The sequence below is a fragment of the Shewanella sp. SM74 genome, assembly GCF_025653725.1.
Classification (GTDB): domain Bacteria; phylum Pseudomonadota; class Gammaproteobacteria; order Enterobacterales; family Shewanellaceae; genus Shewanella; species Shewanella oncorhynchi.
The window spans coordinates 402,612-416,712 of sequence record NZ_JAKKRZ010000003.1 but is presented as its reverse complement, the minus strand read 5'-3'; the positions used below and the strand labels follow the sequence as shown (position 1 = coordinate 416,712).

Here is a 14,101-nt window from a genome sequence, read left to right as displayed (position 1 = left end):
GTTTTGTACAGTATTAGTTTTGCTCAACTTTTATAAAAGCTTTTAATAACAATAATAAAGGATGATGGCATGGGGACGACACAGACAAACGCAATTGCGCCAGTAAAGGTGAATAAACCTAGGTTGATGTCGCTGGATGCACTGCGCGGCTTCGATATGTTTTGGATTTTGGGCGGTGAGGCTCTATTTGGTGGCTTGCTTATTTTAACGGGCTGGGCAGGTTGGCAATGGGGCGATGAACAGATGCACCATAGCCAATGGCATGGCTTTCAGTTTTACGATTTAATCTTTCCGCTGTTTATTTTCCTCTCTGGTGTGGCCTTAGGTTTATCTCCCAAACGTTTAGATAAATTACCCCTGAGTGAGCGATTACCTGTGTATCGTCACGGGATTAAACGACTCTTTTTATTGCTGTTACTGGGCATTTTATACAACCACGGTTGGGGAACGGGCGCGCCTGCCGATCCTGAAAAACTTCGCTATGCCAGTGTGTTAGGTCGAATAGCCTTTGCATGGTTCTTTGCGGCATTATTGGTGTGGCACACGAGTCTACGAACCCAAATTATCGTCGCCTTGGGCATTTTGCTCGGTTATGGCGCAATACAACTTTGGTTGCCTTTTCCCGGTGGACAGGCGGGCGTGCTCTCGCCAACGGAATCCATCAATGCCTATGTCGATTCGATTTTATTACCCGGCGTGAGTTATCAGGGGCGCACGCCCGATCCTGAAGGTTTACTGTCGACCATCCCCGCCATAGTCAATGCGTTAGCGGGTGTGTTTGTCGGCCACTTTATTGTTAAATCCCATCCTAAAGGTGAGTGGGTCAAAGTGGGATTACTCGCCGTAGCAGGTGGTGCTTGCTTAGCCTTAGGTTGGCTGTTGGATCTTATCATTCCGGTTAATAAAGAGCTGTGGACCAGTTCATTTGTGCTGGTGACGTCGGGTTGGAGCATGATACTGCTGGCGGTATTCTATGCCTTAGTCGATGTGCTTAAGTGGCAAAAAGCCGCATTTTTCTTCGTGGTGATAGGCACGAACGCCATCATTATTTACCTAGCCTCGAGCTTAGTGGATTGGAAATATATCGCCCAAAGCGTATTTGGCGGCTTAGTGATGGCCTTGCCTGAAAGCGCTCAAGCGTTAGCTAGGGTTATCAGCTTACTTGCGGTGCAGTGGCTGGTGTTATATTGGATGTATCGCCGCAATATTTTTGTCAGAATTTAGTCTGTTTGCTTAATAGCTTGAGCCACACGCACTCAGTGTCTGCGGCTTTTTTTTACATTATTTTCTGGATGTGAGTCATTACTTACTTATAACTTATCAGTTGGCCAATCGATGATTACGAGGGAATATTCGCGAGAATTTATTAAATGACAGCGTTGTCTTTTTGTGTTATTTGTTTTAACATCACTGAAACAATGGTGCGTTTGGATGATAACATTAACCATTGCGGACGAGTCGCGATACGGATATTCGGGAACTTAGGCATTAATTTAAACCCCGTTATCACCTAAATAATTAATTACTATAAGAAGCAGGTTTATGGAAATGACACTCGATAAAAGCCAGCAGAAAAGCAGCTTTCTCCCCATGGCCATAGTGGCCGCTCTCTTTTTCATCCTCGGATTCGCCACTTGGTTGAATGGTTCTTTGATGCCTTATTTGAAACAAATATTGCAACTCAATCCCTTTCAAGCGTCGTTGATCCTGTTTTCTTTTTACATTGCAGTGACCTTTACTGCCTTGCCATCCGCTTGGCTTATTCGCAAAGTCGGCTATAAGAATGGTATGGCGATAGGCATGGGCGTGATGATGTTGGCGGGCTTACTGTTTATCCCTGCTGCGGAAACACAAATATTTGCCCTATTCCTTTTCGCCCAATTAGTGATGGGCGCAGGCCAAACCCTATTACAAACTGCGGTTAACCCTTATGTGGTGCGTTTGGGGCCTGAAGAATCTGCGGCCGCCCGTGTCAGTGTGATGGGTATTTTGAATAAAGGTGCGGGTGTGATTGCGCCTTTGGTGTTTTCGGCGTTGATTTTAGACAGCTTTAAAGACCGTATTGGTACTGAGCTAACTCAAGTACAAATTGAAGAAATGGCTGACGGTTTAGTATTCCCCTATTTAGGCATGGCCATTTTTATCGGTATCTTAGCGCTCGCGGTAAAAAAATCACCTTTGCCAGAGTTGTTGAATGAAGATGAAGCTGCTGAAAATACTGATAAAGGGCAACTTAAAGCGGCATTATCTCACCCTAACTTAGCCTTTGGCGTGTTAGCGCTGTTTGTTTATGTTGCTGTAGAGGTTATTGCTGGCGATACCATTGGTACATTTGCTTTGTCTTTAGGCATAGAGTCATACGGTGTTATGACTTCCTATACTATGGTGTGTATGGTGTTGGGTTATTCTTTAGGTATCCTGTTAATTCCTCGTTTTATTTCACAACCTAAGGCTTTGATGGTGTCGGCCATTCTGGGTTTGTTACTGACATGCGGTATTTTGTTTGGCGACAATAATTCCTACGCTATTGCTAATGTTTTGTTAGTGCCTTTTGGCGGTGTGGCGCTGCCCGATACTTTGTTGATGATTGCTTTTCTTGGTTTAGCTAATGCGATTGTTTGGCCTGCGGTGTGGCCGCTAGCCTTGTCTGGTATGGGGAAATTGACCAGTACAGGTTCTGCGCTTCTCATCATGGGGATTGCAGGTGGCGCCTTTGGTCCAGTGTCTTGGGGGTTAATGAGTTCGGCGACAGATATGGGCATGCAGGGCGGTTATATTGTGATGTTGCCATGCTACTTGTTCATTCTGTTCTACGCGGTGAAAGGCCATAAGATGCGCAGTTGGTAGACAAGTCAGCTTGAACAGCTAAAAAGAAGCCCTCGATGATGAGGGCTTTTTTGTGTCTTAGTTGGACCAAGCTAAAGCGAAGTTAGAACGCGTAACTTACGCTCGCAAGTACGGTATCTGAGTTTTTGAATGTACCGTCAGAGACTTTTTGGTCACCGCTGAGATCTGTGCCTAACCAAGCGAGAGAAAGCCCAAAGCCTGCCAATTCGGTCGATACGCCAACAGAGTAATCTGAGTAGCTATCAAAACCTTCACCATCATCTAAGGCATCACCCACGTTATAGCCGTAGTGCAGATCGATACTCCAGTTTTCAACAAATTCATAGGAATAGTTAAGCTCTCCATAGTGATAGTCTAAATCAGTACCACCGTAATCATTGGTAAACCAATAGGCTAGGCGAAAGCCCTTAAATTCCATACCCGTAATCACTTCGAAATAACCTATATCACTCTCGCCTGAGTAGTTATAACGGTTAAGGGTGATGTCGTAGGTCAGATCTTCGTTGATCTCACCACCATAGGCGACATAGAAATCGTATTCGATCGCTGGGCCGTTATAACCTGGCTCATCAAAATCCACGTTACTTGCCCAAGCGCCGACAGAGAAACCTGAGTCGAAGCTCCAATCAATACCGCCTTGCAGGGCAGGATCGCCAGCGGTTTGTGATACGCCGCGAAAACGATAGTCGTTAGTAAGACTAATTTCCCCAGTCACTTCGGCGGCGGCAATGCCGGAGAATAGGGTCGTGGTTAGCGCGAGTCCGACAAGCTGTACCAGCCGCTTTTTTTTCAGATTGTTATGCACGGTATTTCTCCCATTTTCTTTGTTGACTCGGACGTGTTACTGGCGACCATGGTTATTCAATCGCGCCAGTGCATCCGTTGGTTTGCCAAACAACAGCCTAGGAAAACCCGTTGCTGTGACCTCATGGCGAGTTATTGCTAAGATAACTTAGCTTTTTTGAGGCTAACATCAGCCTCGTTGATCTCACTTTTGTTCGAAAATGACGTAAACCTTGCGGCAGGGCTCCACGACTTCCCAAGTGCCTTGAAAACCCGCGGGTATGATAAACCTGTCACCCACAGTGAACGTCTGCGATTGACCTTGAAGATCGGTGATAACACTCATCCCTTCGAGGATTTCGCAGTACTCGTATTCAGTGTAGTTTATTTTCCAAGCGCCTGATTCACTTTGCCAAATTCCACTGTGAAATTGATCACAAGGGCTAGAATAATGATTCTCTAGCCCTTGAGTTGGATTGCCAGCTAACAACTTTTCCGTCGGTAACTGGTAGGTTTCGACGGGTGTTTGCGCCGTAGCAAAGCGAATAATGGCGTTGATACTCACAGTCATTTGCGATTTCCTTGTTGAGCTGACATTCGGCTATTTCATCGTTGGCATCACAAACTCGGCTTGAGTCTGTTTACCCGCGGGCCAGCGGGCAGTAATTGCCTTACGCTTGGTATAAAAACGCACGCCATCGGGGCCATGCATATGCAGCGGCCCAAACAGTGAACGCTTCCAACCGCCAAAACTGTGGAACGCCATCGGCACCGGGATCGGCACGTTCACCCCAACCATACCGACTTGCACGTGGTGACAGAAATGCCTTGCCGCTTCACCACTTTGGGTGAAAATCGCCGTGCCATTACCAAATTCGTGTCGGTTAATCAGCTCAAGCGCCGTTGGGTAATCTTTCACGCGCACAATCGCCAGCACTGGGCCAAAGATTTCTTCGCGGTAGATGCTCATTTCAGGCGTGACATGGTCGAATAGACAGGCGCCGAGGAAATAACCCTGTAGATTTTCTTCAACACTCAGTTTACGGCCATCGACCAGCAGCGCTGCGCCTTCTTGCACACCGGCTTCAACATATTGGGTGACCTTGGCAAGGTGTTGTTTTGAGATCAGCGGACCCATTTCCATCTCTGGCGTCAGGCCGTTGCCGACTTTTAAGGTTTGGATTTGCGGTAGCAGTTTTTCCACTAACGCGTCGCCCACATCGCCTACCGCGAGTACGACTGAAATTGCCATACAACGCTCACCAGCACTGCCGTAAGCGGCACCCATTAAGGCGCTAACGGCTTGATCTAAATCTGCATCTGGCATGAGTAACATATGGTTTTTCGCGCCGCCTAAGGCTTGCACGCGTTTGCCATGTTTAGAGGCTGTGCTGTAGATGTATTCGGCAATCGGAGTTGAGCCTACAAAGCTCACCGCTTGCACATCTTTATGGGTGAGTAAGGTATCGACGGCTTCTTTGTCGCCGTTAATCACGTTAAACACGCCATCGGGAAGACCCGCTTCTTTAAGCAGCTCGGCAATCCGCATCACCGAGCTTGGGTCTTTTTCCGAGGGTTTCATAATAAAGGTGTTACCGCAGGCAATCGCGATTGGGAACATCCACATGGGAACCATCACGGGGAAGTTAAAGGGCGCTATGCCTGCGACAACACCTAAAGCTTGATTAACTGACCAAGAATCGACGCCGCCACCGACTTGCTGGGTGTGTTCACCTTTAAGCAAGTGCGGAATACCACAGGCAAATTCGACCACTTCGAGACCACGGATCAACTCGCCCTTAGCATCGTCGATCACTTTGCCGTGTTCGCGGGTGATAAGCTGCGCCATTTCATCTAGGTTCTGCTCAACTAAGGCTTTGAATTTAAAAAGCACTCGAGCACGGTTGAGCGGCGTGACTTGCGACCAGGTTTCAAAGGCGGTTTTAGCGATTGCGATGGCTTCACCGACTTCAGTTTCGCTTGCCAGTGAGACCTGGCCACGTAGTTCACCCGTGGCGGGTTCAAAAATATCTTGGGTTCTGGTACTGGCAGGGGTGTGCTGACCATTAACAAAGTGAGTGATCTTGAGCATAGTTAACCTTTGATGTTCCCCGCCGCAGCGGGGTGTTAAATGTAAGAGTGGAATGAGCAGCTAGCGTTATTATCCAACGGTGTTAATGGCATCGCTTAGGCTATTAACCATTTGGTCAATCTCGCGTTTATCGACAATCAGTGGTGGTGACATGGCAATAATGTCGCCCGTGGCTCGCACTAAAGTGCCGTGGCGGAAGCAGTGTTCAAACACACCGTAACCCCGTTTACCCGCGCCTTGAGCGTTAGGGGAGAATTGAATCCCCGCCACTAAGCCTGTGTTGCGAATATCAATCACATTCGGCAACCCTTTAAGGCTGTGCACGGCGTCTTCAAAGTAGCGCTCAAGCTCAAAGCTGCGTTCGAATAATTGCTCATTCTCATAAATCGATAGGGTGGCAAGTGCCGCAGCCGCGGCCACGGGATGACCTGAATAGGTGTAGCCGTGGAAGAACTCAATCAGTTCATTGGGGCCTTGCATGCAAGTGTCGTGGATAAAATCTTGCACGAATACTGCGCCCATTGGAATCGCGCCGTTATTGATGGCTTTAGCCGTGGTGATAATGTCTGGAATAACACCCCAACGCTGACTCGCAAAGGCGGCGCCAACGCGGCCAAAAGCGGTAATGACTTCGTCAAAAATCAATAGGATGCCATGCTTTTTAGTGATTTCTCGCAGGCGTTTTAAGTAACCTTGTGGCGGCAATATTACCCCTGCAGAACCCGACATAGGTTCAACGATTACGGCGGCAATATTCTCGGCGCCATGCAGGGTCACTAGTTGTTCTAATACTTCGGCTTTTTCAGCGCCAAAGTGTGAGAGTCCGCGGGTAAATGCCGCATTTTGGATATCTAAGGTATGAGGTAAGTGATCGACGCCTTGCAGTAATTGGCCGCTAAATGCCTTGCGGTTATTGCTTAATCCACCCACAGAGATGCCGCCAAAGCCGACACCGTGGTAACCCATTTCGCGCCCGATAAAGCGGGTGCGTGAGGCTTGACCATTGGCTCTGTGATAGCAAAGTGCCATCTTAAGCGCAGTATCGACGGACTCAGAACCTGAGTTAGTAAAGAAGACTTTGTTCAATCCCTCAGGACTGAGCTCGACTAACCGCTCGGCAAGTTCAAAGGCGATAGGATGACCCATTTGGAAGGAGGGCGCGTAGTCCATCTCTTTAATTTGTTTGCTGACTGCTTCGCTGATTTCCTTGCGACCATGGCCTGCGTTACAACACCATAAACCTGCGGTAGCATCTAACACTTTATTACCATCAATATCCGTGTAATACATGCCTTCGGCCTTGGCGAGTAACCGCGGACTGGCTTTGAATTGGCGGTTAGCGGTAAAAGGCATCCAGAAATTTTCAAGTGAGGGTACGCTTGAGGAATTGAGCGGCAAATCGGCCATAGTGTCTACCTTGTCCTGTATTTTCAGGTCTTGTTTTAGGGTGGCTAATATTTGCTATGCTATGTTAGAAATAATGAACATGGAAGAGCCGTGTGCAGTTATTTGTGGCAAAAAAGCTATTTTTGTAAAAAATATTGAATTTTATTGCTTAAACAGCGTAACCTGAAGCTCGGATTATGACTGTGATGATGTTTAGCATTTGCGTTAAAGTCGTCACAGACCACTATTTTCTTGTCGATGAACGATAAACCACACCTATACGAATTATTAAGAGGTCATCATGAGCACACCGAAGAAACGCAGCGAATGGGAAAGTCTGGCTGCCAGCCTGTCTATTAATGGTAAGGCGTTTATCAATGGCGAATACCAAGATGCCGTTTCGGGTAACACCTTTGATTGTATTAGTCCTATTGATGGTCGCTTGTTGGTAAAAGTGGCGAGTTGCGATCTTGCAGATGCTAATCTTGCGGTTGCTAATGGCCGCAGCGTATTTGAGTCTGGTGTTTGGTCGCAGCAGTCTCCGGTAAAGCGCAAACAAGTGATGATACGTTTCGCCGAGTTACTGGAGGAAAATGCCAATGAACTCGCGCTGTTAGAAACCCTCGACATGGGTAAACCGATTCGTTTCTCCAAGGCTGTGGATGTAGTGGGGGCTGCCCGTGCGATTCGCTGGTCTGGTGAAGCGATTGATAAAATTTACGATGAACTCGCGCCAACCGCTCACAATGAAATAGGCATGATCACCCGTGAGCCTGTGGGGGTTGTGGCCGCGATTGTTCCGTGGAACTTTCCTATGCTGATGGCGTGTTGGAAGCTCGGGCCCGCGCTGGCCACGGGTAATAGTGTAGTATTAAAACCCTCTGAAAAGTCACCCTTAACGGCTATCCGTATGGCGCAACTGGCTATTGAAGCTGGGATCCCAAAAGGCGTACTCAACGTGTTGCCAGGATTTGGTCATACCGTGGGTAAAGCCTTAGCGTTGCATATGGATGTGGATACGTTGGTGTTCACGGGGTCCACCAAAATCGCAAAACAATTAATGATTTACGCTGGCGAGTCGAACATGAAACGCGTGTGGTTAGAGGCGGGAGGCAAGAGCCCCAATATCGTCTTTAATGACGCGCCAGATCTGAAAGCCGCTGCTGTTGCTGCGGCCGAAGCCATTGCTTTTAACCAAGGTGAAGTTTGCACCGCAGGTTCGCGTTTGCTGGTGGAGTCTGGGGTGAAAGATGAGCTTATCGCGCTTATTGCTGAGGAGTTAGCCTCATGGCATCCGGGGCATCCACTCGATCCCGCCACTGTGAGCGGCGCCGTTGTCGATAAACAACAGTTAGACACAGTGCTCAGTTACATCAAAGCGGGTAAAGACGAAGGTGCAACCTTAGTCCACGGTGGCTGCCAAGTTATGGCCGACACGGGTGGTGTGTATGTGCAGCCAACGGTATTTTCTAACGTAAACAATCAGATGAAAATTGCCAGCGAAGAGATCTTCGGCCCTGTGTTATCTGTTATTGAATTTAATGGCATGGAAGAAGCGATATCAATCGCCAACGATACTATTTACGGTTTAGCCGCTGGTGTATGGACATCGGATATCAGCAAGGCCCATAAAACTGCTAAAGCCCTGCGCTCTGGCATGGTATGGATCAACCATTACGATGGCGGCGATATGACAGCGCCATTCGGTGGCTATAAACAATCAGGTAATGGCCGAGATAAATCTCTGCACTCCTTCGACAAATACACAGAATTGAAAGCGACTTGGATCGTGCTATAACCGCTCTTTTTTTGTCTATATAAGAGAAGGAGCCGCTTTCGCTCAATACTAAAACCTCTTTTCATATTACATGGAAAGAGGTTTTTTATTTTTTGTAGCTCAAGGCGTCCCCATTTTTCTAAGCCATATTTCACTTGTAAAATCTGCATCTGTTACCGTAAATAAAATGTTACCGTCTTGATTCGTAATGTTGTTGCTCATTTATACCCGATAGAATATTGACTTTAAACACTCCCATTAATATCTCAATTTACTTCCATTCTTATCTGCTTCATAAATATCGTAAGTTATCGCTTATAAATTTGTGGCTTTCAAACATTACCATTAATGCACTTAGTCATAGTGTAGTGGCATAGTGTGAAAAGTGTTGTAAGTTATTTGTGATATTATAGGGTGCTTAGATCATTGAATAAGAAGACAAGTATGAACAACGTAGAAGAGTTTGGGGCAATCGTCAGTAAAGCTCTCGATAGTTACAAATCTGATTTTATGGAACTTGTTAGGGAATATGCGATTTCTTGTAAGAATCAAGGTGAGGCATATTGCGATTTTTTTGTCGACATCGCCTCTATGATGAATGGCGCATGGCTTTTAACCGCAGTATGTGAGTTTGAGGATGTTTCTGAATTTAAAGCCTTTAATTGGTATCAATTATTGAATGTTGATATAGACAATATGCCAGAAGATGATTTGTTCTCCCTACAAAATAAGCTATATGAAATCGGTTATATTTGGTTGGTGGAGCAATTAATTTCCTCTAAAAAAGAAATAAAAAGTATCGAAATTAGGTTGTTTCATAATGGCAGCAATGAATACCAATCTTTGGCATAATTAGCTTCTAACAGAGCTAAACGACATCAGTCACTGGGCTCATTGGATAGAATTTTTTGTGTGTGGTTATGTCATACCGTTGGTAGTATTTACCTCTAGGGCAAGTATGAAGAACTTTATTAGCAAAGATCTAGATATTGAAGAGTTTAAAAAAAGATTCGATAACATCAGAGAAAGTTTTATAAATTCTCTAAAAACAGCAAGTAAAGGTTATCGAAATGTAAGGTTCTTCGCTTGTGATGAAAGTGGAGTCCCCATTAAATGGGTATGGGATGATGAAACGTTCACACATAACTGGGAAGAGGGCACTCTTGAAGACGCTATTCAGTTTGCCCGTCACATGATAAATAGTGGAATGTATTTTGCGTTTATGGGTTGTTTGTCTGGTTCCTGTGATCTTGATATTTGGCTGACCACTTTTGAAAACCCCATAAAGAAACCTACATGGCCAAGTGGTAAAGAACCCAAATTTGAGATTATCCATGAAGTGTTAACTCGTTAGGGCTTTGTTTACCGATCTAAATTAGGAAACAAAGCCTCGTTATGACTGCATATTTTATCTCAAAGTAAGAGCATTCACCTGTAAATGCGTGATTTTAGCGCGCAACTGCTGTAGCCTCGTGGAAATTTATTGTTTCTTATTTTGATCTTTTAGGATGCAGGTCTTGAGCTTTGCCATCTAAGGTTGTTCGTTAATTTCCCAGTGATTTTTTGCTGAGCCAATCACTCGTCAGCAAAGCGTTCACTCATTAGAGAGGGTGTCATGTGAATGCACTTCAAAACCCAATTAGGCAGTTCAATGTCGTCAAACTAGCTGTACTGGCATTACTAAGCTTTTTGGCCGGTTGTTCTTCAATGCAGACGGGTGAGAATGGAAACTGGGTGGGATTCACGGAAGCTGGTCAGGCTTCATTTTATGGGGATAAACATCAGAATAAGCAGACGGCCAGCGGTGAACTTTACAAACATAAATTAAAGACAGCAGCGCATAAAAAGTTACCCTTTGGCTCGAGTGTTAAGGTCACCAATGTCGATAATGGCAAAAGTGTGATTGTGAAAATTAATGATAGAGGGCCTTTCGTGCGTGGCCGCATTATTGATCTGTCTAAATCGGCGTTCAGTAGCATAGGCAACACTTCCTCTGGTTTGATTGACGTGAAAATAGAAGTCATTAAATAGCGGCTATTTTGAAAGCAGCTGTCTAGAAAAGGACTGTTGCGAAAAGGGCTATCTCGAACACGGCCATATCGAAAAGATCGTTTTGAAAGCAGCATCATTAAAAATGAGCAGTTTGAAAGCACGCTCTTCAAAACACGGCTTCGCCGCAATCTAATGATTGAATGCACTAATAATTGAGCACATAAAATTGAGTCGACGCTTTTAAATAAAATCCCAAAGCAGACAATTTGTTAAGCTGATATTTGGGCGTTACGGCATTTGGTGAGAGACTATCGGCAGATTTGGATAACAGTAAAAGGACCCGCTATGGAATACCCACTTGTTAGTACGCAGTGGCTCGAAGCACACCTCACCGATCCCCATTTAGTCTTGCTCGATGCCAGTATGGAAACCGTTATTGGTAAAGAACCCTTAGTTTACGATGAGCCTATTTGCATTCCGCGCTCACGTCGATTCGACTTGGAAAATGTGTTTTGCGATAAGACTTCAACCCAAATTCATGCCTTGCCGATGTTTGAGCAATTCATCCAAGGGATAGCTCAACTTGGGATTGAGGTCGACAGTGTTATTGTTATCTATGATAACCAAGGCATTTATTCATCTCCACGGGCGTGGTGGACCTTTAAAGTCATGGGCTTTAATCGAGTCTATGTGCTTGATGGTGGCTTGCCTCAATGGATTGAAGAAGACCGCATTACCTCATCGCGTTATCAAGCCGAAGGCGTCGATTATGGCCCGACGGATATCGATACTTTGGCGGATGTGTTGCAATACCACCCTGAGCTTGTGATGGATGCCGAGGCAGTGTTATCACGAATTGAAGATGCCGGAACGGCGATTGTCGATGCCCGTGGTGCGCCACGCTTTTTAGGTCAAGTGAGTGAGCCGCGTCCCGGTGTGCGCTCTGGGCATATTCCTTGCTCGGTTAATTTACCCTTCGCTCAAGTACTCGATGGTAATAAAATCAAAACGGTCAGTGAGCTACAGTCTATTTATCAAGGGCTAGCAGCGGATAAATCCGCACGGATATTCAGCTGTGGTTCCGGGATTACGGCGTGTATTTTGATCTTAGCTTCGGTCGCCGCGGGGCATAAAAATCCCATCCTCTATGACGGTTCATGGGCGGATTGGGGCAGCCGTAACGATCTGCCGATAGAGTGTTAATTGAGTATCACCATTGAAATTAGTGCTGTAGATTAATTAAGTTAGCGTGGTTTTTGTTGAACATCATGTGACTTATACGTCGTTTGGCTAAATGCCAAGGAGAAACCTTTGATAGCGAGATTGATCGATAAGTTGGTATTTGGATTTATTTTAGTGATTGCCTTACAGTTACCACAACTGGCTGATCATTATCAGCAATTTTTATCAGGCCTTTATGAATCGACTCGATGGCAGGTAGAAGGTTACGAGGCAACGGCTAAGGAATATCATTACGCCGATGTTGATGCCATGATTGCCCGCCACCAGCAAAATGAGGAGCCAAGTGTGCGTGCCGACGCTGAGCAAAAGGTACAGACACTGGCGCTTTATAAAGCGTTAACACAGGGCGTGGCGATCTTTAATACGGGCAATTTGTTTGAGAAAACTGCCTATATGTTTAACCCTGTTCGCTTTGATTATCTTGAGAAAACCATCAGCAACTTTAAGCCAGGGATACCTTTAACTTCTAGTGGTATTGGCTTTGGTGTGTTGGTGGCTTTAGTCGTGCATTATCTTGGATCTATCCCTTTTATCCTGTGGGCAAGGCGTAACAAGCGACTTAAAACAAGTCCTTAAATCTGTGATACAGCATGCCTGCAGCGAGCATAGGTGAGCGGAACGTCGGGCCGCCGGGGAAGGTGATGTGTTTGATTTTAGCAAACACATCGAAATGTCCCGCCTGTTGGCAAATGGCCTCGGCAAGCAGTTTTGCCGCCATGTGAGTGGCATTCACGCCGTGTCCCGCATAGGCTTGGGCGTAAAAAATATTATTTGCATCAGGAAGGCGACCAATTTGTGGCATACGGTTAGCACCGATACCTATCATGCCGCCCCATTCATAATCGATACGTACCCCTTTTAATTGCGGGAAAACCTTCTCAAGATTCGGTCTCAGTGCCGCTTCAATGTCTTTCGGATCTTTACCCGAATAGGTACAAAGGCCGCCAAACAGCAAACGACGATCTGCCGATAAGTGAAAGTAATCTAGGGCAATTCGCATATCTGCGAAGGCCATGTTTTGCGGGATAATACTCGCGCATTGGGCCTCAGTTAAGGGCTCTGTTGCCAATAAATAACTGCCTGCAGGTAATACTTTCCCCCCTACAAAGCTATTAAGTTTGTGGCCGATATAGGCATTGCCCGCCAGCACTAAGTATTGGCATGTGACTTCGCCCTTAGCGGTAATGACCTTAGGTTTGGCGCCTTGAATGATTTTTTCAGCAGCGCTGTACTCAAACAACCTAGCGCCGAGATTACGGGCGACGCGAGCTTCACCCAGAGCAAGATTCAGCGGGTGTAAATGGCCGCTACCCATATCAACTAGCGCGCCTTGATAAAAGTCTGAGCCTATGACTTCACCTAATTGCGCCTTAGTTAACAGCTTGATTTCTTGCTGATAACCCATGGCTTTGAGTGCGCTAAATTCTTCTTTAAGCTCATCCATGTGACGAGGTTTAACCGCTAAGTCGCAGTAACCCATTTGCAGATCGCAGTCGATACTGTGTTCTTGTATGCGATTTCGCACTATCTCGACGGCTTCAAAGCCCATCTGTTGAATTGCTTGAACACCTTCAATGCCGATTTCACTTTGAAATTGTGCAGGGTCATGGCCTATGCCGCGAATGAGTTCGCCGCCATTACGCCCCGATGCGCCCCAGCCAATTCGCCTCGCTTCTAACAGCACAACACTCATACCGCGCTGCGCGAGTTCTATGGCGGTATTGATACCGCTAAAGCCGCCGCCCACGATACAGACATCGGCATTGATATTGCCTTCGAGTTGTGGATGAGCGTAAATTTCTTTAGCAGTATCAACATAATAAGAGTGTGGATACTGTTCACTGTGCACTGGAGGTTTGCTTGCCATTATGGCTCCCAAAAATTGTTTTTATTGTAAATTGGACTTGTCTCAGTATACTCATCACACTTTTAACATGACGCAAAAAAGTGTTCGTTTTATTTAACACGCTTTTTATGTAGAA

At 46.0% G+C, this 14,101-nt stretch carries 13 protein-coding genes; 8 read left to right on the top strand and 5 right to left on the bottom strand.

The window, feature by feature from the left end:
• Positions 1-69: 69 nt before the first annotated feature.
• Together nagX and nagP are read left to right on the top strand one after the other, a co-directional pair.
• Positions 70-1,224 carry a transmembrane glucosamine N-acetyltransferase NagX gene (gene nagX, locus L5M49_RS05680; protein ID WP_263265609.1) on the top strand — a complete coding sequence of 385 codons (1,155 nt, stop codon included), beginning with the start codon at positions 70-72 and terminating at the stop codon, positions 1,222-1,224.
• A 324-nt stretch (positions 1,225-1,548) separates the two neighbouring features.
• Entirely contained in the window at positions 1,549-2,847 is a 1,299-nt protein-coding gene (gene nagP / locus L5M49_RS05675) for an N-acetylglucosamine MFS transporter NagP (RefSeq protein WP_105252977.1), read from the top strand.
• An 82-nt stretch (positions 2,848-2,929) separates the two neighbouring features.
• Here the strand turns inward: nagP and L5M49_RS05670 are convergent, their stop codons facing one another.
• The 4 genes from L5M49_RS05670 to L5M49_RS05655 form a co-directional block, all read right to left on the bottom strand.
• Positions 2,930-3,652 carry a TorF family putative porin gene (locus L5M49_RS05670; RefSeq protein ID WP_263265608.1) on the bottom strand — a complete coding sequence of 241 codons (723 nt, stop codon included), beginning with the start codon at positions 3,650-3,652 and terminating at the stop codon, positions 2,930-2,932.
• Between the two features lie 183 nt (positions 3,653-3,835).
• Positions 3,836-4,201 (bottom strand): cupin domain-containing protein, encoded by a 366-nt coding sequence (locus L5M49_RS05665; RefSeq protein WP_263160879.1) that lies wholly within the window; start codon positions 4,199-4,201, stop codon positions 3,836-3,838.
• A 30-nt stretch (positions 4,202-4,231) separates the two neighbouring features.
• Entirely contained in the window at positions 4,232-5,722 is a 1,491-nt protein-coding gene (locus L5M49_RS05660; protein WP_263265607.1) for a CoA-acylating methylmalonate-semialdehyde dehydrogenase, read from the bottom strand.
• Between the two features lie 69 nt (positions 5,723-5,791).
• Positions 5,792-7,129: an aspartate aminotransferase family protein gene (locus L5M49_RS05655; RefSeq protein ID WP_263265606.1), complete on the bottom strand. Its 1,338-nt coding sequence runs from the start codon at positions 7,127-7,129 to the stop codon at positions 5,792-5,794.
• Positions 7,130-7,409: 280 nt separating this feature from the next.
• Here L5M49_RS05655 and L5M49_RS05650 point away from each other — a divergent pair, with 280 nt between their 5' ends.
• The 6 genes from L5M49_RS05650 (at position 7,410) to L5M49_RS05625 (ending at position 12,695) form a co-directional block, all read left to right on the top strand.
• Positions 7,410-8,906, top strand: a complete 1,497-nt coding sequence (locus L5M49_RS05650) for an aldehyde dehydrogenase (RefSeq protein WP_263265605.1) — start codon at positions 7,410-7,412, stop codon at positions 8,904-8,906.
• A gap of 423 nt (positions 8,907-9,329) precedes the next feature.
• Positions 9,330-9,737 carry a hypothetical protein gene (locus tag L5M49_RS05645; RefSeq protein ID WP_219234052.1) on the top strand — a complete coding sequence of 136 codons (408 nt, stop codon included), beginning with the start codon at positions 9,330-9,332 and terminating at the stop codon, positions 9,735-9,737.
• A 106-nt stretch (positions 9,738-9,843) separates the two neighbouring features.
• Positions 9,844-10,239, top strand: coding sequence for a hypothetical protein (locus L5M49_RS05640; protein WP_173497017.1), 396 nt, complete (start codon positions 9,844-9,846; stop codon positions 10,237-10,239).
• 263 nt (positions 10,240-10,502) lie between these two features.
• The gene (locus L5M49_RS05635) at positions 10,503-10,916 is read left to right on the top strand and encodes a septal ring lytic transglycosylase RlpA family protein (RefSeq protein ID WP_173246207.1); all 414 of its coding nucleotides are present in this window, start codon (positions 10,503-10,505) and stop codon (positions 10,914-10,916) included.
• 306 nt (positions 10,917-11,222) lie between these two features.
• A complete protein-coding gene (locus tag L5M49_RS05630) occupies positions 11,223-12,080 on the top strand; it encodes a sulfurtransferase (RefSeq protein ID WP_263180780.1) in 858 nt (285 codons plus the stop codon).
• A gap of 108 nt (positions 12,081-12,188) precedes the next feature.
• The gene (locus L5M49_RS05625; RefSeq protein ID WP_028760887.1) at positions 12,189-12,695 is read left to right on the top strand and encodes a DUF2937 family protein; all 507 of its coding nucleotides are present in this window, start codon (positions 12,189-12,191) and stop codon (positions 12,693-12,695) included.
• Here L5M49_RS05625 and L5M49_RS05620 read toward each other — a convergent pair.
• A complete protein-coding gene (locus tag L5M49_RS05620; RefSeq protein WP_263265604.1) occupies positions 12,679-13,986 on the bottom strand; it encodes an NAD(P)/FAD-dependent oxidoreductase in 1,308 nt (435 codons plus the stop codon). The two genes, L5M49_RS05625 and L5M49_RS05620, sit on opposite strands and share 17 nt — an antisense overlap.
• Positions 13,987-14,101: the final 115 nt, after the last annotated feature.